21 protein-coding genes are annotated in these 22,402 nt (G+C 68.3%); 7 read left to right on the plus strand and 14 right to left on the minus strand.

The genetic code is table 11. The features are described from left to right. Positions 1–76: 76 nt before the first annotated feature. Genes KGA65_RS14355 through KGA65_RS14370 form a run of 4 tightly spaced genes read right to left on the minus strand, consistent with a single transcriptional unit; the run spans position 77 to position 4,960 of the window. Positions 77–1,645, minus strand: a complete 1,569-nt coding sequence (locus tag KGA65_RS14355; RefSeq protein WP_310740969.1) for a DHA2 family efflux MFS transporter permease subunit — start codon at positions 1,643–1,645, stop codon at positions 77–79. A 31-nt stretch (positions 1,646–1,676) separates the two neighbouring features. Then, complete coding sequence (locus KGA65_RS14360) at positions 1,677–2,912, minus strand: HlyD family secretion protein (RefSeq protein ID WP_225863801.1); 1,236 nt, start codon at positions 2,910–2,912, stop codon at positions 1,677–1,679. A 24-nt stretch (positions 2,913–2,936) separates the two neighbouring features. Next, positions 2,937–4,394 (minus strand): efflux transporter outer membrane subunit, encoded by a 1,458-nt coding sequence (locus KGA65_RS14365; protein WP_225863802.1) that lies wholly within the window; start codon positions 4,392–4,394, stop codon positions 2,937–2,939. Positions 4,395–4,435: 41 nt separating this feature from the next. Beyond that, entirely contained in the window at positions 4,436–4,960 is a 525-nt protein-coding gene (locus KGA65_RS14370; RefSeq protein WP_225863803.1) for a MarR family winged helix-turn-helix transcriptional regulator, read from the minus strand. 152 nt (positions 4,961–5,112) lie between these two features. Here KGA65_RS14370 and KGA65_RS14375 point away from each other — a divergent pair, with 152 nt between their 5' ends. From KGA65_RS14375 to KGA65_RS14390, 4 genes are all read left to right on the plus strand, one after another. Beyond that, positions 5,113–5,793 carry a YiaD family glycine zipper/OmpA-like lipoprotein gene (locus KGA65_RS14375; protein WP_225863804.1) on the plus strand — a complete coding sequence of 227 codons (681 nt, stop codon included), beginning with the start codon at positions 5,113–5,115 and terminating at the stop codon, positions 5,791–5,793. Between the two features lie 97 nt (positions 5,794–5,890). Further along, positions 5,891–6,745, plus strand: coding sequence for a thymidylate synthase (locus KGA65_RS14380; protein ID WP_225863805.1), 855 nt, complete (start codon positions 5,891–5,893; stop codon positions 6,743–6,745). Between the two features lie 10 nt (positions 6,746–6,755). Further along, a complete protein-coding gene (locus KGA65_RS14385) occupies positions 6,756–7,274 on the plus strand; it encodes a dihydrofolate reductase (RefSeq protein WP_255650553.1) in 519 nt (172 codons plus the stop codon). A gap of 15 nt (positions 7,275–7,289) precedes the next feature. Then, on the plus strand, positions 7,290–7,865 hold the full coding sequence (locus KGA65_RS14390) for a DUF4337 domain-containing protein (RefSeq protein WP_225863806.1): 576 nt from the start codon (positions 7,290–7,292) through the stop codon (positions 7,863–7,865). 13 nt (positions 7,866–7,878) lie between these two features. Here KGA65_RS14390 and KGA65_RS14395 read toward each other — a convergent pair whose 3' ends face one another. Beyond that, positions 7,879–10,986 carry an EAL domain-containing protein gene (locus KGA65_RS14395; RefSeq protein WP_310740970.1) on the minus strand — a complete coding sequence of 1,036 codons (3,108 nt, stop codon included), beginning with the start codon at positions 10,984–10,986 and terminating at the stop codon, positions 7,879–7,881. A gap of 104 nt (positions 10,987–11,090) precedes the next feature. On the opposite strand from KGA65_RS14395, the gene KGA65_RS14400 reads away from it, so the two are divergent. Further along, a complete protein-coding gene (locus KGA65_RS14400; protein ID WP_225863808.1) occupies positions 11,091–11,861 on the plus strand; it encodes an exodeoxyribonuclease III in 771 nt (256 codons plus the stop codon). A 9-nt stretch (positions 11,862–11,870) separates the two neighbouring features. On the opposite strand, the gene ntrC is transcribed toward KGA65_RS14400, so the two are convergent. The 7 genes from ntrC to KGA65_RS14435 form a co-directional block, all read right to left on the minus strand. Further along, positions 11,871–13,403 (minus strand): nitrogen regulation protein NR(I), encoded by a 1,533-nt coding sequence (gene ntrC, locus KGA65_RS14405; protein WP_255650554.1) that lies wholly within the window; start codon positions 13,401–13,403, stop codon positions 11,871–11,873. Between the two features lie 16 nt (positions 13,404–13,419). Beyond that, positions 13,420–14,445 (minus strand): nitrogen regulation protein NR(II), encoded by a 1,026-nt coding sequence (gene glnL, locus KGA65_RS14410; protein WP_225864116.1) that lies wholly within the window; start codon positions 14,443–14,445, stop codon positions 13,420–13,422. A 71-nt stretch (positions 14,446–14,516) separates the two neighbouring features. Next, entirely contained in the window at positions 14,517–15,050 is a 534-nt protein-coding gene (locus tag KGA65_RS14415) for a hypothetical protein (RefSeq protein ID WP_225863809.1), read from the minus strand. Between the two features lie 74 nt (positions 15,051–15,124). After that, positions 15,125–16,540 carry a type I glutamate--ammonia ligase gene (gene glnA, locus KGA65_RS14420; protein ID WP_225863810.1) on the minus strand — a complete coding sequence of 472 codons (1,416 nt, stop codon included), beginning with the start codon at positions 16,538–16,540 and terminating at the stop codon, positions 15,125–15,127. Positions 16,541–16,832: 292 nt separating this feature from the next. Beyond that, complete coding sequence (locus tag KGA65_RS14425) at positions 16,833–17,621, minus strand: competence/damage-inducible protein A (RefSeq protein WP_225863811.1); 789 nt, start codon at positions 17,619–17,621, stop codon at positions 16,833–16,835. 41 nt (positions 17,622–17,662) lie between these two features. After that, entirely contained in the window at positions 17,663–18,529 is an 867-nt protein-coding gene (locus tag KGA65_RS14430; RefSeq protein WP_225863812.1) for an EI24 domain-containing protein, read from the minus strand. Between the two features lie 49 nt (positions 18,530–18,578). After that, the gene (locus KGA65_RS14435; RefSeq protein ID WP_225863813.1) at positions 18,579–19,391 is read right to left on the minus strand and encodes a TIGR00266 family protein; all 813 of its coding nucleotides are present in this window, start codon (positions 19,389–19,391) and stop codon (positions 18,579–18,581) included. Between the two features lie 138 nt (positions 19,392–19,529). Here KGA65_RS14435 and KGA65_RS14440 point away from each other — a divergent pair, with 138 nt between their 5' ends. Together KGA65_RS14440 and KGA65_RS14445 are read left to right on the plus strand one after the other, a co-directional pair. Then, positions 19,530–20,099, plus strand: a complete 570-nt coding sequence (locus tag KGA65_RS14440) for a helix-turn-helix domain-containing protein (RefSeq protein WP_225863814.1) — start codon at positions 19,530–19,532, stop codon at positions 20,097–20,099. A 33-nt stretch (positions 20,100–20,132) separates the two neighbouring features. Continuing rightward, positions 20,133–20,666, plus strand: a complete 534-nt coding sequence (locus KGA65_RS14445; RefSeq protein ID WP_225863815.1) for a GNAT family N-acetyltransferase — start codon at positions 20,133–20,135, stop codon at positions 20,664–20,666. A gap of 9 nt (positions 20,667–20,675) precedes the next feature. On the opposite strand, the gene KGA65_RS14450 is transcribed toward KGA65_RS14445, so the two are convergent. After that, a complete protein-coding gene (locus KGA65_RS14450) occupies positions 20,676–21,506 on the minus strand; it encodes an amino acid kinase family protein (protein ID WP_225863816.1) in 831 nt (276 codons plus the stop codon). A gap of 11 nt (positions 21,507–21,517) precedes the next feature. After that, entirely contained in the window at positions 21,518–22,330 is an 813-nt protein-coding gene (locus KGA65_RS14455) for an amino acid kinase family protein (protein ID WP_225863817.1), read from the minus strand. Positions 22,331–22,402 lie beyond the last annotated feature (72 nt).

Consider the following 22,402-nt stretch of genomic DNA (forward strand, 5'->3'; position numbering starts at 1 on the left):
GCGTTCTCGCAAGCCGAGACCTCATTCGACCACATTTCGTCACGTCCGTGGTCGCGCTGAAGGGCTGCCCGCGTGCTTAGTGCGCACCGCCGGCATCCACCGGCGTCGCGCCACCGTGCGGAGCCGGCCGCCGGGTCAGCCAGATGGCCCCCAACAGCGCGAGGAACATCAGCGATGACACCAGAAACACATCGTCCGCCGCCAGGGTGAAGGCCTGCTGGTCGATCAGCCGGTTGATCAGACCCAGCGCCTGGCCAGCGTCCGCCCCGGTCTGGCCCAGACCGACCTGGGCCCCCTGCAGCACCTGCGAGCCCACCGGCAGCTGCTCGGTCAGGCGGGCATGGTGCAGGGTGGCCCGGTTTTCCCACACCGTGGTGGCGATGGAGGTGCCCATCGCCCCGGCCGTGATCCGCACGAAATTGGACAGCCCCGCCGCCGCCGCGATGCGCTCGGGCTTCAACCCGGCCAGGGTGATCGTGGTCAGCGGGATGAAGAAGAACGCCATTGCAGCGCCCTGCAGCACCGTCGGCAACAGAATGTGGACGAAGTCCGTGTCGGTGGTGAAGTTCGAGCGCATCCACAGCACGGTCGCGAACACGATGAAGGCCCCGGTGGCCATGGCCCGCGGATCCCACTCCCCCACCTTGCGCCCGACCAGCGGCGTCAGCAGGATGGCCAGCACGCCCACCGGTGCCAGCGCCATGCCGGCATCCGTCGCGGTGTAGCCCATCCATTGCTGCAGCCACAACGGCATCAGCACCACGTTGCCAAAGAACAGGCCATAGGCCACCGACAGCGTGATGGTGCCGAAGGCGAAATTGCGCCCGCCAAACAGCTTCAGGTCCACCACCGGGTGCTCGTCGGTCAGCTCCCAGACCACGAAGGCCGCAAACGACACCACGGCCACCAGCGCCAGCGTGACGATGGTGCTGGACTGGAACCAGTCCAGTTCCTTGCCCTTGTCCAGCATCAGCTGCAGCGAGCCCACCCACAGCACCAGCAGCGCCAGCCCCACCGTGTCGATGGGCAGCTTGCGGGTGGCGGTCTCGCGGTGGCGGTAGATGCCCCAGGTGAGCGCGGCAGCCAGCAGGCCCACCGGCACGTTGATGTAGAAGATCCAGGGCCAGGACATGTTGTCGGTGATCCAGCCGCCCAGCAGCGGCCCGACCACCGGCGCCACCAGCGTCGTCATGCCCCACAGGGCCAGCGCCATGCCGGCTTTGGTCCGCGGGTAGCTGGCCAGCAGCAGGGTCTGCGACAGCGGAATCATCGGCCCGGCCACCAGGCCCTGCAGCACGCGGAAGGCGACCAGCGTCTCCAGCGACATCGCAAAACCGCACAGCCAGCTGCTGATCACGAACAGCAGCACGCTCCAGGTGAACAGCTTGACGGCCCCGAAGCGCTGGACCAGCCAGCCGGTGAGCGGCACCGAGATGGCGTTGGCCACACCGAAGCTGGTGATGACCCAGGTGCCCTGGTTGGGGCTCACGCCCAGATCCCCCGCGATGGCGGGAATGGACACGTTCGCGATGGACGAATCCAGCACGTTCATGAAGGTGGCCAGCGACAGCGAGATGGTGCCCAGCAGCAGGGGCATGCCATGCAGCGGGGCCGGCTCGTTGACCGCCGAAGTAGCCTGGCTCATGAAGAGAGTCTTCCTTGAAGAGGCCGGCGCGTCAGCGCACCGTCTTGGTCAGCAGCGCGGCAGGCTTGTCCACGCCGTGCCCCAGGTTGGCCGCGATCAGCTTCTTGACCAGTGCATCGGCGTCCCGGTCCTGGGCGTCGTAGACGCTGGTGGCGGCTGCGGGCCGGGTGGACGGTTGGTCGGACAGCAGCTTGCCGGACTGGTCGGTGGTGTCCACCGTCACGTTCATCGACAGGCCGACCCGCAGCGGGTGCGCCTTCAGATCCTGCGGGTCCAGTGCGATGCGCACCGGCACGCGCTGCACCACCTTGATCCAGTTGCCAGTGGCGTTCTGCGCCGGCAGCAGTGCGAAGGCTGCGCCGGTCCCGGCGCCCAGGCCCACCACCTTGCCGTGGTAGACGATCTTGCCGCCGTAGACATCGGCCTCCAGCTCAGCCGGCTGGCCGATGCGCAGGCCCTTCAGCTGGCTTTCCTTGAAGTTGGCATCGACCCACAGGTCGTTGAGCGCCACCAAGGTCATCAGCGGGGAACCCGCCTGCACACGCTGGCCCAGTTGCACGCTGCGCTTGGCCACCTGACCATCCGTCGGCGCCAGCAGCGACACCCGCTGCAGGGCCAGGTAGGACTCGCGCACCTTGGCAGCGGCACGCTGCACGGCCGGGTGTTCGGCCACGCTGGTGCCCTCGATCATGGCCTGGCTGGCATTCAGCTGTTCGCGGGCGGCGGCCACCGCAGCCTGGGCGGCCGACGCGGCGTTGCGCGCGGCCACCAGCTGGGCATTGGCGTGCTGGAACTCTTCCTTGCCCACGGCCCCGCTGCCAACCAGCGCACTGCGGCGGCCCACGTCATCCTGGGCCCGACCGAGCTCGGCCTGGGCGCGGGCGAAGTCAGCCTCGCGCAAGGCCAACTGGGCCTGCAGTGCCCCGCTGTTGGCGAACAGGCCGCGCGTTTCGCGCACGGTCTGCGCCAGCTGGGCCTCGGCCTGGTCCAGCGCGACCCGCGCATCGGCCGGATCGAGCTGGACCAGCGGCTGCCCCGCCTTGACGAAGTCGGTCTCGTTGGCCTGGATGGACACCACGGTGCCCCCCACCTGCGGCGTGATCTGCGCCACGTTGCCGGCCACGTAGGCGTTGTCGGTGTCCTCCAGGTGGCGGCCCAGCACCCAGTGCCAGGTGCCCCAGCCGGCACCGGCCAGCAGCACGGCCACAGCGATCAGGGTCAGGCCACGGCGCCGGGCCGTGGCATTGCTTGCGATGGAATCGTTCATGTTGTCAGGAAGTCGGTTGAGAGCTCAGAGGGCCTGCGGGGCCGAGGCGGCCGCGCTCGACGAGGACGGGGCCTGCCAGCCGCCGCCCAGCGCGGTGGACAAATCCACCACGGCGGTCGCCCGGCGGGCCTGCAAATCCACGCTGGTGCGGCGCTGCGCCAGCCACTGGCTCTCGGCATTCAGCACACTGAGGTAATTGGTCAGGCCGGCACGGTAGCGGTCCTGGGCGATGCGCCAGGCCTTCTCGGCGCTGGCCAGGGCGGCCGACTGCTCCGTCTGCTGCCGGGCCAGGGACTGCAGCGAACCGAGCGCATCGGCCGCCTCGCGCACCGCGCCCAGCACGGTGGCGTTGTACTGGGCCACGGCCGCGTCCCGTTCGGCCTCGCGGCTGCCCAGCTGGGCGCTCAGGCGCCCACCTTCGAAGATGGGCAGGTGCAACGCCGGACCGGCACTCCACTCGCGGCTGCCGGACTCGAACAGGTTGTTCAGGCCCAGGGCCGACAGGCCGACCAGGGCGCTGATCTCCACGTCGGGGTAGAACTCGGCCCGGGCGCTGCGCACCGCGGCGCCGGCGGCATCGACGCGCCAGCGCGCCGCTGCCACATCCGGCCGGCGGGCCAGCAGGTCGGCCCCCAGGCGATGCCCCGTGGGGCTCAGGCCGGCCTGCGGCAATGACGGGGTCAGGCTGTCCAGCGCCTGGATGGGCTGGGCGGTCAGCGCGGCCAGGGCGTGACGGGCCAGCATGACCTGCTCGTCCAGGGCCTCGATCTGCACGCGGGCATCCGGCAAGGCCCCTTCGCTCTGGGTCTGTTCCAGTGCCGTGTCCAGCCCGGCCACCACCCGCTGATGGGTGAGCTTCAGCAATTGCTCGCGCTGCGCCAGCGTGCGCTCGGCCACGCGCTTCTGTGCCAGCAGCCGGCCCAGTTGCAGGTAGACGCGGCTGACCTGCCCGGCCAGCGTCAACCGGGCGGCCGCGGCATCGGCCTCGGCGGCATGGGCCTGGTCCACCCGGGCGGCCCACTGGGCATCCAGGCGGCCAAAGAAGTCGGGCGACCAGCTCAGCACACCATCCAGGGCGCCGCTGTTGTAGGTGCCGCCACCATAAGGCGGCGGATACAGGCTGTTGGCGCTGAAGCGCTGACGGATCACGCTGGTGCTCAGCGTCACCTGCGGCGCGGTGGCCGAATGCGCCATGTCCGCCTGGGCGCGGGCCTGGGCCACGCGCGCCTCGGCCTGGGCCAGCGTCGGGTGGGCCGCCAGCGCCTGGCCGATCAGCCGGGCCAGCTGCGGGTCCTCGAAGGTCTGCCACCAGTCGCTGCCCAGGGCCATGCCATCCGCCGGGCCGGCCAGGCCCACGCGCTCGGCGCCGTACATCGGCGCCCCGGTGGATTCCGGCCCCGGCAGGGCGCAGGCGCCCAACAAGGCCAGCGTGGCCGCCCCGGCCAGCCCACCCAACCGGCGGCCGGCTTGGTTTTGTGTCACAAGATGCAAGAACCTGTTCATCGGAAAGCCCCGTCAGGGGATCAAGAAGAGGAAGCCGCCCCGCCCTCCGGCGCGGAGGGGTCCCGGGAGGCGGCGCTCAGCGCCGCGCTGTTGCTCAGGATGCGTTCGAGCATCTGGCGCAGCAGCAACCATTCGTCGGCCGTGAAGCCGCTCAGGTGCTGGTTGAGCACCTTGCACAGCACCTCCGGCACCTGGCGCGCGATGGCCTCGCCCGCCGGTGTCAGCACCAGATTCACCACCCGCCGATCGGTGGTGGAGCGCTCACGCCGCAACAAGCCCTTGCGCTCCAGCCGGTCCAGCAGCCGGGTGGTGGCGCCGGGGTCCAGTTGCATGTCGCGCGCCAGCCCCGCCACCGTGAACTGGCCGCAGGTGAACAGCTTGAACAGCGGCATCCACTGCGCATGCGTGACATCCCAGGCCGCCAGTTCCTGGTCGGCCGCCGTCAGGACGCTGCTGAGCACCCGCCGCATCAGGTAACCCACGCTGATCTCCGGCCGGAACTCGGACGGCCGGTAGAAGTCTGCTGGAGGGAGCGACGAATTCATGAGCTAGATGATATTTGCCCAAGCAAACAATTCCGCCGGCGAAGGCAAAGACCAGCAGCCGGACTGGGTCTTTGGGCTGTCCAAGTTCGCCTGACTGGCGTGAAATGGCGTTCCGCTCGTTCCTTGTCCACCCGTTTTCCAGGAGAAAACACATGAACACTCCCCTGACTTCGCTCGTCCGCACACCGGCCCTGCTGCGCGGCACCGGTGCCGCCCTGGCCGTGGCGCTGGCGTGCAGCGGCTGCGCCGACATGGGTCCACGTGAACGAGGCACGGCCCAAGGGGCCGCGATCGGTGCGGTCGGCGGCGCGGTGATCAGCGCCGCCACCGGCGGCAAGGCCGGCACCGGCGCGCTCATCGGCGGCGCCGTGGGAGCCGTGGCCGGCAACATCTGGTCCAAGCACATGGAAGACAAGCGCCGCCAGATGGAGGCTGCCACGAAAGGCACCGGCATCGAGGTGAACCGCACGGCCGACAACCGGCTGCAGGTCAACGTGCCCAGCGACATCAGCTTCGACGTCGGCCGCTCCGCGCTGCGGCCGGAACTGCACCCGGTGCTCGACAAGTTTGCCGCCGGCCTGGACGGCAACATGCGGGTGCTGGTCGTCGGCCACACCGACAGCACCGGCAACGACGCGATCAACAACCCGCTGTCGGTGGACCGCGCTGCCAGCGTGCGGGACTATCTGGTGATGCGCGGCGTCTCGCCCACCCGCATCTCCATTGACGGCAAGGGCTCCAAGCAGCCGATCGCCGACAACGCAACCACCGAGGGCCGCGCCCGCAACCGCCGGGTGGAGATCTTCCTGAGCGAGACCCAGCCGCAGGGCTGAGCGCGGGTGGGCGGTCGACGGCCTAAAATCGCGCCCTCTCCGGCGGGGCGCCCACGAACGCGCCCCGCCGCCGTTGCCCTCCCCCGCCTGCCCGCCCATGACCCGCCCGACTGACCTGCCCACTCCGCGCCCGGTGCGCCACCAGTACGAGGACTTCATGCGCCATGTCTTCGAGCATGGCGTGGCCAAGGGCGACCGCACCGGCACCGGCACGCGCAGCGTGTTCGGCCACCAGATGCGCTTCGACCTGAACGAAGGCTTCCCGCTGGTCACGACCAAGAAGGTCTTCCTGCGGGCCGTGATCGTCGAGCTGCTGTGGTTCCTGCGCGGCGACAGCAACGTGAAGTGGCTGCAGGAGCGCGGCTGCACCATCTGGGACGAATGGGCCCGCGACGATGGCGACCTGGGCCCGGTCTATGGCGTGCAGTGGCGCAACTGGCCCGCCCCCGATGGCCGTCACATCGACCAGATCAGCGAGGTGGTGCGCACCCTCCGGGCCAACCCGGACTCGCGCCGCATCATCGTCAGCGCCTGGAACGTGGCCGATCTGGACCAGATGGCGCTGATGCCCTGCCACGCCTTCTTCCAGTTCTACGTCTCGCCCGAGCTGGGCCCCAACGGCAGGCGCAAGCTGAGCTGCCAGCTCTACCAGCGCAGCGCGGACATCTTCCTGGGCGTGCCCTTCAACATCGCCAGCTACGCGCTGCTGACCCACATGCTGGCTCAGCAATGCGATCTGGACGTGGGCGAGTTCATCTGGACCGGCGGCGACTGCCACATCTACGACAACCACGTCGAGCAGGTGCAGACCCAGCTGGCCCGGACGCCCTACCCCTACCCGCGGCTGAACATCAGGCGCCAGCCCGCGTCCATCTTCGACTACGCCCCCGAGGACTTCGAGGTGCTGGACTACCAGCACCATCCGTTGATCAAGGCCCCGGTGGCCGTCTGAGGCGCACCCGATGATCCGCCCGACCGTGCTGGTTCTGATTGCCGCCGTGGCCCGCAACGGCGTGATCGGCCGCGACAACCAGCTGCTGTGGCAGCTGCCCGAGGACATGGCGCACTTCCGCGAAACCACCCGCGGCGCCCCGGTGCTGATGGGCCGCAAGACCTGGGAGTCGCTGCCGCCGCGCTTTCGCCCGCTGCCAGGCCGGCGCAATGTGGTGCTGAGCCGCCAACCTGGTTTCGTGGCCGAGGGGGCGGAGGTGGTGGCCTCGCTGGATGAAGCGCTGCTGCGGCTGCAGGCGGCACCGCAGGCCTTCGTGATCGGCGGCGAGCAGCTCTACCGCCAGGCCCTGCCACGCGCGGACCAGCTGGTGTTGACCGAGCTGGACCGCGACTACGACGGCGATGCCCATTTCCCGCATTGGGATCACGAGGCCTTCGTCGAAATCGAGCGCCGCCCCGCCCAGGCCGCCCCGGCGGGCGGGCCCGGCTATGCCTTTGTCACCTATGCACGCCGGCCGGTCCGGCCTTGATTCCCAACGCTCACCATGTCAGGCAACAGCTTTCACGTCCACGGCCCCCACGAACACGAACTGGAGCACGCGGCCCACGCCAACCCGAGCGGCATGGCCGGCCAGCTGGCGGTGGTGACCGCCGTGCTGGCCACGGTCGGCGCCCTGTTCTCCTACATGGGCGGCGCAGCCCAGGCCAATGCGGTGCTGGACAAGAACAGCGCCGCCATCAAGAAGACCGAGGCGAACGACCAGTGGAACTACTACCAGGCCAAGGGCAGCAAGCAGAATCTGGCCGAACTGGCGGTGGTGCTGGTGCCGGCCGACAAACGCGACGAGTACGCGCAACAGGTGCAGCGCTACAAGGCCGAGAAGGAAGAGATCAAGGCCAAGGCCGAAGCGCTGGAGAAGGAATCCCTGGCATGGGACCAGCGCTCTGAAGAGCAGCTGCACCTGCATCACCGCTGGGCCCAGGCCACCACGGTGCTGCAGGTGGCCATTGCCCTGGCGGCGATCGCCTTGCTGACCCGCAAACGCTGGCTGGAGTGGCTGACCATTGGTGGCGGTGTGCTGGGCCTGTTGATCGGCGTGGCGGCGGCCCTGCACCTCTGAGCCGCCCGCTGGCTCACGCCGGTGGGGCGCTCTCCCGGGCCTGCATCCAGCGCGCCAGCTCGGCGGCCGGCATGGGCCGGCCATACAGATAGCCCTGCAGCTCGTCGCAATGGGCCTCGCGCAACGCGCTCGCCTGGTCCTCCCGCTCGACCCCTTCGGCCACCACGCTCAGGCCCAGGGTGTGGCCCAGGCCGATCACCGCGTGGATCACCGCCAGGTGGGTGCTGTCTTCCAGCATGCCCAGCACGAAGGAGCGGTCGATCTTCAGCCGGTCGATCGGGAAGCGGTTGAGGTAGTTCAGGCTGGAATAGCCGGTGCCGAAGTCGTCGATGACGATGCCCACGCCCAGGGCCCGGATCTCGTGCAGCACGACCAGGTTGGCCTCGGCACCGTCCATCAGCATGGACTCGGTCAGCTCCAGCTCCAGCACGCCTGGCGGCACCTGGCAGCGCTGCAGGCAGGCCCGCAGGTGGTCCAGCAGGCCCGGGTGGCGCAGCTGCACGGCCGAGATGTTGACCGACACCTCGCGCGGCATCCGCCCCTCGGTCTGCCAGCACTGGATCTGCCGGCAGGCCTCCTCGATCACCCAGGCGCCGATCGGCACGATCAGGCCGGATTCCTCGGCCACCGGAATGAACTGCACCGGGGGCACCGACCCCAGTTCCGGATGCTGCCAGCGCAGCAGGCCCTCCACGCCGACCAGTGCGCCGCTGCCGGCGGCCACCCGCGGCTGCCAGTACAGCATCAGGCCCTCGCCATCGGCGGCTTCGCGCAGCGCGGCCTCCATGCTCAGGCGCTGCTGCGCGCGCTCGGTCATTTCCTGGCTGTAGAACTGCGCGCTGTCGCGGCCCTCGGCCTTGGCCTGGTACATCGCGGTGTCGGCATGCCGCATCAGCAGGTCCAGTTCGTCCGCGTCGTCCGGGTACATCGCGATGCCGACGCTGCAGGACACGTGCAGTTGCTGGCCATTGACCTCGTGCGGCGCGCGGATCAGCGGGATCAGCCGCTGTTCCACCACCTGGCTCACCTCCTCGGCACCATGCACGCCGCTGAGCACGATGATGAATTCGTCACCGCCCAGGCGGCTCACGGTATCGCCCCCGCGCACCGCGTCCGACAGCCGCTTGGCCACCGAGCGCAGCACCCCGTCGCCCACATGGTGGCCCAGCGTGTCGTTGATGTCCTTGAAGCGGTCCAGGTCCACGAACAGCAGGGCCACGTGCTCACCCGTGCGCTGCGCCTGCTGCAAGGCCATGCGCAGGCGCTCGATGCACAGCGTGCGGTTGGGCAGGCCGGTCAGGGTGTCGTGGTGGGCCAGGTACTGGATGCGCTCCTCGCTCTTCTTGCGGTCGCTGATGTCGATCGAGGTGAAGATGTAGTGCGACCAGGCACCCTGCGGCTCGCGCACACCACTCACCATCAGCCAGGCTGGAAAGTCGGTGCCATTGCGCCGCTTCAGCCGCAACTCGCCCTGCCAGGTGCCGCGCTTCTGCACCGTGGCCCACAGGGTCTCCAGCATGGCCGCCGGCACCTGGAACAGGGCCTCCGGGGCCGCCCCCACCACCTCGCCCAGGTCCCGCCCGGTCGAGCGGTAGAAGGCCTGGTTGGCAGACAGCACGCGCCGGTCGGCATCGGCGATCAGGATGCCTTCGGAAGAGGCCTCATAGACCTTGGCCCACAGCTCCAGCCGACGCTCCATCAGCTTCAGGTGGTTGATGGGCGTGAACAGCGTCAGCAGCGCGTCCTGGCCCTGGTATTCCACCCGGCGACCGGAGAGCACCGCCCAGGAGGTCTCGTTGCCGGCATGCCAGCGCACCTCGAACTCGTCCACCGCACCACGGTCGGCCAGCTGCTGGAAGAAGCGGATCCGCACCGCCGGCTCCAGGCCGGTGGCCCAGGGATCGCGCCGCCGCCCGGCCAGCCAGGTTTCGGCGGGGGCATTGGCATGCAGCACCTCGTGGCCCGGAATGGCGGTCACGACGATGGCGATCGGCGTGGCTTCCAGCAGAGCCTGCTGGGCATGGGCCGCCCGGGCGCGCGCGGTCAACTCCTGCTGTTCCTGGCGGGCACGGTCGAGCTCTTCCAGCATGCCGTTGAAACCCGTCACCAGCCGGCCGATCTCGTCGTGGCTGGTCCATTCGGCGCGCAGGCTGTGGTCGCCGGTGCGGCCCACGGTGTCCACCACATGGGAGAGGCGACGCAGCGGCAGGCGGATCTGCTGGGCCACCATGTAGACCATGCCCAGGATGCAGCTCAGCAGGAACAGCGCCGTGCCCAGGTGCATCCACATGCGGGTGTAGAGGCTGGAGACACGCTGCTCCAGCATCATGTTGAGGGCATCCCCCGCGCCACGCCAGGTCTCGCGCAGCTGCGTCAGCAGGGCCTGCTGGGCCGTGCTCAGGGCCACCTGGGCGGCCGGGTCGTCCGGAGCCTCCACCCAGCGGCGCGCCGCCCCCCGGAAACCTTCCAGCGTGCTGACCAGCGCCGCCTCCCGCACCCCCTGGATCTGCTGCAGCGCCGGCCGCGCCGCCACGGCCTCCGACCAATCCGACTGGATGCCGTGCAGCGTGGCGTCCAGCTGCCCTTCCAGCACCAGGTACTGCGTGGCCCGGGCCCCCCCCTGCCGATCGGCCAGATGCGAGGCGATGCGATGCTGCGTCTCCAGCAACTCCGGGTAGCGCAACAGGATCAGCGACATCATGTAGTAGCTGTCCAGGTCCGGGTCGAGGATCAGGTTGGATTGGTTGCCCAGGCGCGTCAGCAGGTCACGCCCCTCCCCGATGACCGCCGACGCGCTGGGGGCCGGCGCCAGCGCCGCCACCAGACGCTGGTTGAGGTCGGTGCTCTGCATGCCGGCGCCGTGTTCAGCCTCCTGCGCCTGCAGGCGCTGGATGTGCTGCGACCAGCTGAGCTCCGGCGGCGCATGGGCCCCGAGGCGGGCCCCGTCGATCAGGGTGTCGCGCAGCGTGCTGATGTAGACGTTGCCGGCAATCTCCTTGCGGGCAAAGTCGATGAAGATGAACTTCTCGTTGACGAGAATGCTGGTGACATAGATGACGGCGCACAGATCCAGCAGGTAGATCAGCAGCAGCTTGCGCCCCACGCTCAGCCTGGCGAGCAAGCGGGCAAAGGGGTTTCCTGGTGTAACAGACATAAGGCACAGGTTTAGCAAAGGGCATGCCGCTGTGCCCGGAGAAAAGAGGCATCTTTCGCTAGGATGCCGCCATGCAACTCGCCACCTGGAACGTGAATTCCCTGGCCGTGCGCCTGCCCCAGCTGCTGGACTGGCTCGCCGCCCACCCTGTCGACGCCCTGGTCCTGCAGGAGACCAAGCTCACCGACGACAAATTCCCCCATGCCGAGATCGAGGCGGCCGGCTACGCGGTGGCCTTCCATGGCCAGCGCACCTACAACGGCGTGGCCCTGCTGACCCGCCAGCCGGCCAGCGCGGTGGTCAAGAACATTCCCGGTTTTGCCGACGAGCAGGCCCGTGTGATCGCCGGCACCACCGCCGGCGGGCTGCGGGTGGTGGGCGCCTACTTTCCGAACGGCCAAGCCCCGGGCAGCGAGAAGTTCGCCTACAAGATGCAGTGGCTGGACGCGCTGCGCCAGTGGCTGGCCGAGGAACTGGCCCAGCATCCCCGGCTGGTGCTGATGGGCGACTTCAACATCGCGCCGGAAGACCGCGACGTCTACGACCCGGTGGCCTGGGCCGGGCAGATCCACTGCACGCCGGAAGAGCGGGCCCACTTCCAGCAGTTGCTGGCCCTGGGCCTGGCCGATGCCTTCCGGCTGTTCGAGCAACCGCCCAAGAGCTGGAGCTGGTGGGACTACCGCAACCTGGCCTTCCGCAAGAACCAGGGCCTGCGCATCGACCACATCCTGGTCAGCGCCGCCCTCCAGCCCGAGGTGACGGCCTGCGAGATCGACAAGGCCCCACGCAAGAACGAGCGCCCGAGCGACCACGCACCGGTGATCGTCACGCTGAAGGACTGAGGCCGCGCCTCAGTCGTCCAGCGACAGCTCCTGGATCTTGCGGGTGATGGTGTTGCGGCCGATACCCAGCTTCTGCGCCGCCTCGATGCGTCGCCCGCGCGTGATGTGCAGGGCGGTGCGGATCAGACGGGCCTCGAACTGACGGGTCAGCAGATCCCACACCTCGGGCGAGCCCGATTCCAGCAGGCGGCGGGCCTCGACTTCCAGATCACTCAGCCAGCGCGGATCGCCCGTTGCCGCGGCCGCCTCTCCGGTCGGGGCCGCCGCCAGCGCCACCGCGCCGCTCGGCGACGACTCGCTCGCCACGGCGGCCGGACTGGGCAAGGCCCCGCCGGCCGGAGCCGCTGTCGCCCCGTCCTGTGCCGCCATCACCGAGGGGGCGTTCAGGATTTCGGGCGGCAGGTCCTTGCTTTCAATGACCTGGGCGGGCGCCATCACCGTCAGCCAGTGGCAGACGTTCTCCAGCTGCCGCACGTTGCCCGGAAAGCTGAAGGTCTTGAGCCGCTCCAGCGCCTCATCGGTGATGCGCTTGGGCTCCACGCCCAGCTCCTTGGCGCTCTTCTGCAGGAAGAAGCGGGCCAGTGCCGGGACGTCCTCTGCCCGCTCGCGCAGCGGTGGCAGGCGCAGACGGATCACGTTCAGGCGGTGGAACAAGTCCTCGCGGAACACGCCATCGCGCACCCGCTGTTCCAGGTTCTGGTGGGTCGCCGCGATGACGCGCACATTCGCCTTGAGCGGCTGGTGCCCGCCGACGCGGTAGAACTGCCCGTCCGACAGGACCCGCAGCAGGCGGGTCTGCAGGTCGAAGGGCATGTCGCCGATTTCGTCCAGGAACAGCGTGCCGCCATCGGCCTGCTCGAAGCGGCCGCGGCGCATGGTCTGCGCACCGGTGAAAGCCCCCCGCTCGTGGCCGAACAGCTCGGACTCCAGCAGGTCCTTGGGGATCGCGGCCGTGTTGATCGCGATGAACGGGCCGTTGGTGCCCTGCTCGCCGCGCGGGCTGTGTCGGTGCAAGGCGCGGGCCACCAGTTCCTTGCCGGAGCCCGATTCACCGGTGATCAGCACCGTGACATTGCTCTGCGACAGCCGGCCGATGGCGCGAAAGACATCCTGCATCGCCGGCGCCTGGCCGAGGATCTCGGGCACCGGCAGGTTGCGCTCGTCATTGACCTCCTCGCGCAGGCTCTCCTCGACCGCGCGGCGGATCAGCTCCACCGCCTTGGTCAGGTCGAAGGGCTTGGGCAGGTACTCGAACGCCCCGCGCTGGAACGCCGACACCGCGCTGTCCAGGTCGGAGTAGGCGGTCATGATGATGACCGGCAGGTTGGGCAACTGCTCCTTGATCTTGCCCAGCAGGTCCAGGCCCGAGCCCCCCGGCATGCGGATGTCGCTCACCAGCACCTGGGGTTCGTCGTCGGCCAGCGCGGCCAGCACTTCGCGAGGGTTGGAGAAACTGCGCACCGGCAGCTGCTCGCGCGTCAGCGCCTTCTCCAGCACAAAGCGAATGGATTGATCGTCGTCGACGATCCAGATGGGTTTCATGGGCTCGATCTTTGCGTCAGGGCAGCGGAATCAGGATCTTGAAGACCGTGCGTCCCGGCTCACTGTCGCATTCGATCGTGCCCTGGTGTTGCTGGACGAACGTCTGCGCCAGCGTGAGCCCGAGTCCCGAGCCACCTTCACGCCCTGACACCAGGGGATAGAAGATGCGCTCCTTGAGACTGTCAGGGACGCCTGGTCCGTTGTCCTCGATATGCAATTCCAATGCCAGTCGATAGCGCTGCTTACCAATCGTCACCTGGCGCGCCACGCGCGTGCGCAGCACGATGCGGGCATCGCCCTGCTCAATGCGATCGCCCAGAGCCTGGCAGGCGTTGTGCACGATGTTGAGCAGCGCCTGGATCAGCTGTTCGCGGTCGCCGCGGAACTCCGGCAGCGAGGCGTCGTAGTCGCGTTCGACCTCCAGCCCCCGGGAATGCTCGGCCAGCACCAGCGCCCGCACCCGCTCGCAGACCTCGTGGATGTTCACGTCGCCGATCACATGCGGCTTGCGGTGCGGCGCCAGCAGGCGGTCCACCAGGGTCTGCAGCCGGTCGGCCTCGTGGATGATGACCTGGGTGTACTCCGTCAGCTCGGGCGAGGGCAGATCCATCGCCAGCAACTGGGCCGCGCCGCGGATGCCGCCCAGCGGGTTCTTGATCTCGTGGGCCAGGTTGCGGATCAGCTCCTTGGTGATCTGCGCCTGCCCCAGGGCCCGTTCCTCGCGGTCCTGCCGGGTCTGCTGCTCGATCTCGAGCATCTCGACCAGGATGTGCTGGTGCGAGGCCTCGGTCTGGCTGACGATCACATGGACCGGCAGGGGTTCGGTGTAACCCACCAGGCTGCGCCGCAGCGCGCCCTCGAAGCGGCGGGTGGCGAATTCGTTGCGCGAGACAGCCTGGATGGCCTCGTGCAGCGTGGCGGGCTCCCGGAACCAGTCGAGCAGAGAGCTTTTGACCAGCGAGCGGCGGGATTGACCGATCATGGTCTCCAGGCCCGCGTTGGCGTAGAGGCAGGTGCCGTCGGGTTGGACCACCGCCACCATCGTGGCCAGCAGGTCGAAGCTTTCCCAGGCCCGGGCCTCGGAGGATTCAAGCGAACGCAGCAATTTCACCTTCAGGATGCCGGCTTGCCCTGATCCGTCTTGCCCAACTCTCGCTTGATGGCGGCAATGTCCGCCTCCTTGCGGGTGATGGCGGCCTTCAATTCGGCCGTGCGGTCCAGGTATTTCTGATAGTTGCGCTCATCACCCCGGCGCTCGGGAGCGCCGTTGTTGTATTCCTTCTTGAGCGCCTCGAGTTCGCCCTCCGCCTTGCGCAGCTCGTCCTGCAGGATGCGCTTGGCATCGCTGTCACGCGCCTTCTGTTCGCTGCGGTCCACCTTGGCGTCGCTGGCGGCGGCGCCCCCCGAGGAGGCACTGGGCGTGCTGCGCGGACGGGGACCGGCAATGGTCGTCGGCTCACGCGCCTCCTTGGCCTTGCAGCCCTTCTGGGCCGCCTCCTTGGGCGAGAGCGTGTTCGTGAACACATTGCCCGGACAGATGTAGTAGACCGACCCGCTCTGGGCCCAGCCCGACGCGGCCGTCATCACCAGACAGGCTGCCGCCATCGTCCGGAACCGGGGGAGAGAGTGCACGAAACGCGGCTTCATGAGGGCATTGTCACCCGAAAAAAAAGGGGACGGCAACGCCGCCCCCTTCCGGTTGTTCATGTCTCACGCACCCATCACAGGGCGTAGTACATGTCGAACTCGATCGGGTGGGTGGTCATGCGGAAGCGGGTGACTTCCTGCATCTTCAGGTCGATGTAGGCATCGATGAAGGCGTCGGTGAACACGCCACCCTTGGTCAGGAACGCGCGGTCCTTGTCCAGGTAGTCCAGCGCCTGATCCAGGCTGTGGCACACGGTCGGGATCAGCTTGTCCTCTTCCGGCGGCAGGTGGTACAGGTCCTTCGTGGCGGCTTCGCCCGGATGGATCTTGTTTTCCACGCCGTCCAGACCGGCCATCAGCAGCGCGGCGAAGGCCAGGTACGGGTTGGCCGAGGGATCCGGGAAGCGCGCTTCGATGCGGCGGCCCTTCGGGTTGGCCACGTACGGGATGCGGATCGAGGCCGAGCGGTTCTTGGCCGAGTAGGCCAGCTTCACCGGGGCTTCGAAGCCAGGCACCAGACGCTTGTAGCTGTTGGTGCCGGGGTTGGTGATGGCGTTCAGGGCGCGGGCGTGCTTGATGATGCCGCCGATGTAGTACAGCGCGAACTCGCTCAGGCCGGCATAGCCGTCGCCAGCGAACAGGTTCTTGCCGTCCTTCCACACGGACTGGTGCACGTGCATGCCGGAACCGTTGTCACCGACGATCGGCTTGGGCATGAAGGTGGCGGTCTTGCCATAGGCATGGGCCACGTTCACGATGATGTACTTCTGCAGTTGCAGCCAGTCGGCGCGCTGGACCAGCGTGCTGAACTTGGTGCCGATTTCCATCTGGCCGGCGTTGGCCACTTCGTGGTGGTGCACCTCGACCGGAATGCCCAGCTGTTCCAGCAGCAGGCACATTTCCGAACGCATGTCCTGGCCACCATCGACCGGGGGCACCGGGAAGTAGCCGCCCTTGACGGTGGGACGGTAGCCGGTGTTGCCGTGCTCGTATTCCTTGCCGGAGTTCCAGGCGCCTTCTTCCGATTCGATCTTGACGAACGAGCCGGACATGTTGGCTTCCCAGCGGACGCTGTCGAACACGAAGAATTCGGGTTCCGGACCGAAGTAGGCGGCGTCGCCCAGGCCGGCGGCCTTCATGTAGGCTTCAGCGCGCTTGGCCAGCGAACGCGGATCGCGCTCGTAGGGCTTGCCATCGGTCGGGTCGATGACGTCGCAGGTCAGGATCAGGGTCGGCTCTTCGAAGAAGGGATCGATGTTGGCCGTGTTCGGATCCGGCATCAGCAGCATGTCGGAGGCTTCGATGCCCTTCCAGCCGGCGATCGACGAACCATCGAACGCGTGGCCCGAAGTGAACTTGTCTTCGTCAAAGGCGGACACAGGCACAGACACGTGCTGCTCCTTGCCACGGGTATCGGTGAAGCGGAAGTCAACGAACTTGACTTCGTTGTCCTTCACCAGCTTCATCACATCGGCGACGGTCTTGGCCATCAAAAAGGCTCCTGGCGGATGAGTTGTCAACAAATGCTCGGAGGATGTCGGACTGGAGCGCACGCCGATTCAACGGCGTCCAGGGCATCACGGCGGGGAAAAATGTAGCAGAAACCATGCCCACAAATGGTGATCCCGCTCAGCCCACTCGGTCGATCTGCGCCGCAGCGTTGCGAAATCCGGCGTCATGATGCACCGCCGCCGATCGGCGTGCGCCGGATGAGGGGTCGACAAATCCGATTTGGGGCGCAAACATCCCAACTTGGTGCAACGAAAGCGCACCAAATTGGACTTATTCGGCCGGCTGGGTCCGGACGCCGGGACGCCGCGCCAATTCGGCCTGCAGGTGGGCAAAGGCCGCGGCCACGGCTTCGGGCTCGCCCTTGACCCCCAGTTCGATGTGCAGCCCCCGCTCCGGATGATCGACGCTGGGCAGGCTGAACACCTTCACGCCCGCGTAAGTTGCCTCGATCGACTCCATCAAGGGCGTCAGCGAGGCCTCATTGACCCCGAAGACGTAGAGCGACACCTCCCGGTGGGCCTGCGGCTTCAGGTCCGCATAGCAGTGGTCCAGCACCCATTCGATCATCGGGTGGGCCATCACCGGAAAGCCGGGCACGAAGTGCACCCGCCCGAGCGAGAAGCCCGGGATCTTGTTGTAGGGGTTGGGGATCAGCGTGGCCCCGGCCGGGAACACCCCCATGTTGAGGCGATGCAGGTTGTCCGCCCGCTCCGGCTCATAGGCCACGCCCTGCTCGCGCGCCACGTCCTGCATGCGCTCCTGGATGAGGGCCTTGGCCCCCGGATGCAGCTGCAGTGACTGGCCACTGGCCAGCGCGGCGCACTGGCGGGTGTGGTCATCGGGCGTGGCGCCGATGCCGCCGCAGGAGAACACCACATCCCCGCTGGCCAGGGCCTCCTTCAAGGCCGTCGTGATCTGGCCACGGTCATCGCCGATGTAGCGCGCCCAGGACAGGCTCTGCCCCCGCGCGCCCAGCAGCTCGATGACGCGGGGCAAGTGCTTGTCCTGGCGGCGTCCGGACAGGATCTCGTCGCCGATGATGATGAGGCCGAAATGCATGAAGATCTCGCAGCAATGCGCCCCCAGGACGGGGGCATGGTTCAAGCGGCAGGCGCGCCGGGGTCCGCCGGCGGCAGCTCCTCCACCACCGCCACCGGGGCCGGCACCGGAGCAGCCGACTCCCGCAGACGGGACAGGGCCGCCAGCAGGTAGTGGACGAACCACAGGCAGGAGAAGGCGAACACCAGCGTGTACAGCCACACGGAGACCACCATCAGCAGCGGGGCCAGCACCAGCGCCATCGCGCTGACCGCCCAGATCAGCGACGGCGCCGCGCCGAGAAAACCGGACACCAGCCCGATCAGCAGCAGCGGCCAGTGGTGCTGCTCCGCCAGCTGCTTGAACTCCTCCGCGCTGGCGTGCTCGGCCAGCGCGTCGTAGGTCATCACCTTGGCGGTCAGCCAGCCCCAGATCAGCGGCGGAACCACCAGCGCCAGTGGCGGAATCAGCCACAGCGGCACCGTGAGCACCAGCGCCACCAGCGCCACCAGCGTGTAGAGCCCGGAACGGGCAGCGCTGCCCCACAGGGTGCCGCCGCGACGACGCTCCAGCCGGGGGAAGCGCCGCTCGGCCACCAGACTGACCAGCGCCGGCATCATCAGCAAGGCCACCAGCAACAGCGACAACACCACCGCCACCGGCACCGCCAAGGCGACGATGATCATCGGCGCCATCACCGCGCGGAAGCTGGGCCCGGTGTAGGTGTCCATCCAGCGCAACACGGCCTCGGTGAGGGCCCAGTGCTCCAGCTGAAGGCGCACCGTCGAGACAGCCGGCTCCCAGAAGAAATACCCCAGAGCCAGGAACAGCCCGCCCGCGATCAGCAGCGGCAGCAGCGTGAGGCCGATGACGCGCGGCCGCATCAGGTAGGCGGCCGCGCGCCAGAACGAATCCAACAGGAGCTTCATGTCGCGCAGCATACGTCGGGCGCCAGCGGCTTGCCGGCGCCCAGGGGCCTCACTCGTCGTCGCCGCCCAGCACCGAGCCCAGCAGACCACCAGCGCCGAAGCCGCCCAGCACCGAGCCTTCTTCGCGCGAGCCGCCCATCTGCGGCGCAGCCGCGAAGATGCGGCTGGCCAGGCGCGAGAACGGCAGGCTCTGCAGCCAGACCGTGCCCGGGCCGGTCAGCTTGGCGAAGAACAGGCCCTCACCGCCGAACAGCGCCGTCTTGACCTTGCCCACGTACTGGATCTCGAAATTCACATCGGGCGTGAAGGCCACCACGCAGCCCGTGTCCACCAGCAGGGTCTGGCCGGGCTGGAGTTCGCGGCGCACCACCGTGCCGCCCGCATGCACAAAGGCCAGGCCATCGCCTTCAAGCTTCTGCATGATGAAGCCCTCACCGCCGAAGAAACCGACCGACAGCTTCTGCTGGAAGTACACCCCCAGCGACACGCCGCGGGCCGCGCACAGGAAGGCATCCTTCTGGCAGATCAGCATGCCGCCCAGCTTCTGCAGGTCCATCGGCAGGATCTTGCCCGGGTACGGCGCGGCAAAGGCCACACGTTGTTTGCCACTGGCCTGGTTCGTGTAGACCGTCGTGAACAGCGACTCGCCGGTGATCAGCCGCTTGCCGGCGCCCAGCAGCTTGCCGAACAGCCCGCCGGTGGACTTGGCGCCGTCACCGAACACCGTGTCCATGCCGATGCCCGCGTCCATGAACATCAGGCTACCGGCTTCCCCCACCGCGGCTTCGCCCGGATCCAGTTCGACCTCGACGAACTGCATTTCCGAACCCTTGATTTCATAGTCGACCACGTCCATCGCCATCGCGATTCCCCTTGCTAGAAATGACACAGAAGCTGCGGATGGTAGCGAACGCCGATGAGGCCGCGATGAAGCCCGGCGGGATGCATGGATCCAGCGGGGCTTGCGTTCCATTTCAATATATTGGAATATTCATCCAATATGAGAGAGCCCTTGGTGGACCTGAACGCCCGCATTGCCGAACAGGTGCGCCGCCTGCGCGGCGAGCGCGGTCTGTCGCTGGACGCGCTGGCCAACCGCTCCGGCGTCAGCCGCTCGATGATCTCGCTGATCGAGCGCGGTGAAAACAACCCCACCGCCGTGCTGCTGGACCGACTGGCCCAGGCGCTGGACGTGCCGCTGGCCTCATTGTTCGACAACCCACCGCCCGCGGAGCCGATCGCCCGCCGAGCCGACCAGACCGTCTGGCGCGACCCGGCCTCCGGCTACCTGCGGCGCAGCGTCTCACCCACCGGGCCGGACATCCGCACCCAGATCGTCGAGGTCGAGTTCCCGCCGCAGGCCCGGGTGGCCTACGACAGCCTGCCCCGCCAGCATGCGGTGCAGCAGCAGATCTGGCTGCTCGAAGGGCAGTTGCAGCTCACCGTCGGCCCCACTGTCCACCGCCTCGGCCCGGGCGACTGTCTGGCCATGACACTGGACGCCCCCATCGTCTTCCACAACCCCGGCGACGCGCCCGCGCGCTACGTCGTCGTGCTGACCCGCGCTTGAGCGCGCCCCACTGTCTTCTTTGCCCACACCCCCATGACCGCCATCGAACTGCGCCCCTGCGTCGCCGCCGAACACGCGCCCGCCATCCTGGCCATCTTCAACGACGCCATTGCCCACAGCACCGCGCTGTACGAATACCAGCCCCGCACGTTGGAGACCATGGCCAATTGGTTCGCCACCAAGCAAGCCGGCGGGTATCCGGTCATCGGTGCCTTCGACGCGGCCGGCCAGTTGCTGGGTTTTGCCAGCTGGGGACCGTTCCGGGCCTACCCCGCGTTCAAGTACACGGTGGAACATTCGGTCTATGTCCACCAAGACCACCGGGGGCGCGGCATCGGCCGCCAGTTGCTGACCGAGCTGCTCCGTCAGGCCGAGGCCCGCGACGAAGTGCATGCCCTGATCGCCGCGATCGACATGCAGAACCCCGGCAGCATCGCCCTGCACGAGTCGCTGGGCTTCCAGCATGCGGGGACGCTGCCGCAGGTCGGCTTCAAGTTCGGCCGCTGGCTGGACCTGGGCTTCTGGCAGCGCACGCTGCCCACCCCGCACCAGCCGGTGGACGGCTGAGCCCCTCCCTCAGCCCGTGTGGGCGCCGGTGCGGATCAGCGTGCCAACATGCTCGCCGCGCAGCGCCGCGGTCAGCCGCCCCGGCACCAGGCCGTTGACCACCTGCACATGGGTGATGTGGCGGGCGTTGGCCATGGTCTCCAGCATCGCCCGGTCCACCGGCAGCGGGCCGTCCATCGCCAGCAACTCGGCCGCGCTGATGTCGCGCAGCAGCTCGGCGCTGCCGGCCTCCGGACCGTTCGGGTCCGTCGTGCAGATGCCGTCGACGTCTTCGACCACCGTCAGCCCGGCCGCCCCCAGCGCATCGGCCGCCAGGAAGGCGCCCGTGTCAGCCCGGTGCGGCGGGATGCGCGAGCCCGGAAACTCGTGGTGGTGGTACGGCGGAAAGGCGCTGCCCACCACCGCCGGCGAAGCCGCCAGGTGGATGGACAGCTGGTTGGCGATCGTTGGGTGCTCCACGTAGGAGACGCCTTCGGGCGCCAGCATGGCCGCCAGGATGTGGCCGTTCTGCCCGGCCTCGCTGGCCGCCAGCGGCGCCAGCGAACCCACCGGCAGGCCCAGGTCCAGGCCCACGCTGTAGACGTGCCGGGCCCGCAGGCCGGCCCCGGTCAGGATGAGCATCTTGTGCTCGAGCAGCAGCCGGCGGATCTCGTCGACCAGCGGCAGGATGGCCGTGGCGCCGCGGTCCAGCAGGCGCCCGCCGATCTTCACCACCTGCAGCCAGGGCAGCAGGCGGATGGGCTTCACCCCCGCCACGGGGCGGGTCAGTTCGTTGTTCTGCAAGGTCTGGCGCGCCAGCGCCGAGGCCACGTGCTTGATGCCAGTGGTGGTGTCCGTCATGGCGTGCTCCCTCAGTCCGCGGTGATGATCGTGCCGACGTGTTCGCCCGCCAGCGCCCGGGTCAGCAGACCCGGCTTCAGGCCATTGATGACCTGCACCTGCCGCACGTGCTGGGCCGCTTGCAGCAGGTCCAGCACCGGGAACTCCAGGATCGAATCCTGCAACCCCTTGGTCTTCATCTCCGAGACCGAGATCTTCGGGATGAAGGTGGCGTTCTTGTCCGTCTTGGGGTTGCCCGTGAACAGGCCGTCCTCGTCCTTCACGTAGATCATCTGGCGGCAGCCGAACTGCTCGGCCACCAGGTAGCAACCGGCATCGGTGCGGTATGGCGGGATGACGTTGTCCGCCCCCGGCCGCACCCACAGCTTGTAGGGGGGCATGCCGCTGAAGACCACCGCGTTCACCTCGGCCAGGTAGAGCGGCACCGCCGACAGGCCCGCCCCATCGACCGCCGAGATGCCGTGCTGGGCCAGCAACTGGCCCAGCATCGCGGCGTTCTGGTCGGCCACCGAGGCGCCCAGCTGGGCCAGCACCCCGGCCGGCAGGTTCAACCCGGCGGCGATGGAATAGAGGTGGCGCGCCCGGGTTCCGGCACCGGTGCCGATCAGCATCTTGTGCGCCTTGCGCGCCGCGACGATCTCGTCGACCAGCGGGTACACCGCCGCACGGCCGCGGTCGATGATGCTCTGGCCGCCGATCTTCAGCACAGCGGCGTCCGGCAGGATGCGGAAATCCGGCGCCTGGCTGGCCGCGCTCAGCAGCTCCGGGTCCGACAGCGTGCGCTGCATCAGCAACGCTTCCAGCGCCGCGGGGGTGGTGGTCATGGGTTCCTTCCCTCCTGGACACGGCGACGCAAATGCCGCCAACCGGTCAAGGATAGGTAGAAACGCTATGTA

The sequence above is a fragment of the Ideonella benzenivorans genome (assembly GCF_020387415.1).
In the GTDB taxonomy this organism is placed as follows: domain Bacteria; phylum Pseudomonadota; class Gammaproteobacteria; order Burkholderiales; family Burkholderiaceae_C; genus Ideonella; species Ideonella benzenivorans.

What these genes read in the sequence shown, in the direction of transcription:
- KGA65_RS14375 (WP_225863804.1), top strand. Translation starts at nt 5,113, where the DNA reads ATGAACACTCCCCTGACTTCGCTCGTCCGCACACCGGCCCTGCTGCGC.
- KGA65_RS14445 (WP_225863815.1), top strand. Translation starts at nt 20,133, where the DNA reads ATGACCGCCATCGAACTGCGCCCCTGCGTCGCCGCCGAACACGCGCCC.
- KGA65_RS14380 (WP_225863805.1), top strand. Translation starts at nt 5,891, where the DNA reads ATGACCCGCCCGACTGACCTGCCCACTCCGCGCCCGGTGCGCCACCAG.
- KGA65_RS14355 (WP_310740969.1), bottom strand. Translation starts at nt 1,645, where the DNA reads ATGAGCCAGGCTACTTCGGCGGTCAACGAGCCGGCCCCGCTGCATGGC.
- KGA65_RS14440 (WP_225863814.1), top strand. Translation starts at nt 19,530, where the DNA reads ATGAGAGAGCCCTTGGTGGACCTGAACGCCCGCATTGCCGAACAGGTG.
- KGA65_RS14425 (WP_225863811.1), bottom strand. Translation starts at nt 17,621, where the DNA reads ATGCATTTCGGCCTCATCATCATCGGCGACGAGATCCTGTCCGGACGC.
- KGA65_RS14430 (WP_225863812.1), bottom strand. Translation starts at nt 18,529, where the DNA reads ATGAAGCTCCTGTTGGATTCGTTCTGGCGCGCGGCCGCCTACCTGATG.
- glnL (WP_225864116.1), bottom strand. Translation starts at nt 14,445, where the DNA reads ATGGTGGCGGTGGTCCAACCCGACGGCACCTGCCTCTACGCCAACGCG.
- KGA65_RS14370 (WP_225863803.1), bottom strand. Translation starts at nt 4,960, where the DNA reads ATGAATTCGTCGCTCCCTCCAGCAGACTTCTACCGGCCGTCCGAGTTC.
- glnA (WP_225863810.1), bottom strand. Translation starts at nt 16,540, where the DNA reads ATGGCCAAGACCGTCGCCGATGTGATGAAGCTGGTGAAGGACAACGAA.
- KGA65_RS14455 (WP_225863817.1), bottom strand. Translation starts at nt 22,330, where the DNA reads ATGACCACCACCCCCGCGGCGCTGGAAGCGTTGCTGATGCAGCGCACG.
- KGA65_RS14400 (WP_225863808.1), top strand. Translation starts at nt 11,091, where the DNA reads ATGCAACTCGCCACCTGGAACGTGAATTCCCTGGCCGTGCGCCTGCCC.
- KGA65_RS14360 (WP_225863801.1), bottom strand. Translation starts at nt 2,912, where the DNA reads ATGAACGATTCCATCGCAAGCAATGCCACGGCCCGGCGCCGTGGCCTG.
- KGA65_RS14385 (WP_255650553.1), top strand. Translation starts at nt 6,756, where the DNA reads ATGATCCGCCCGACCGTGCTGGTTCTGATTGCCGCCGTGGCCCGCAAC.
- KGA65_RS14390 (WP_225863806.1), top strand. Translation starts at nt 7,290, where the DNA reads ATGTCAGGCAACAGCTTTCACGTCCACGGCCCCCACGAACACGAACTG.
- KGA65_RS14415 (WP_225863809.1), bottom strand. Translation starts at nt 15,050, where the DNA reads ATGAAGCCGCGTTTCGTGCACTCTCTCCCCCGGTTCCGGACGATGGCG.
- KGA65_RS14435 (WP_225863813.1), bottom strand. Translation starts at nt 19,391, where the DNA reads ATGGCGATGGACGTGGTCGACTATGAAATCAAGGGTTCGGAAATGCAG.
- ntrC (WP_255650554.1), bottom strand. Translation starts at nt 13,403, where the DNA reads ATGAAACCCATCTGGATCGTCGACGACGATCAATCCATTCGCTTTGTG.
- KGA65_RS14450 (WP_225863816.1), bottom strand. Translation starts at nt 21,506, where the DNA reads ATGACGGACACCACCACTGGCATCAAGCACGTGGCCTCGGCGCTGGCG.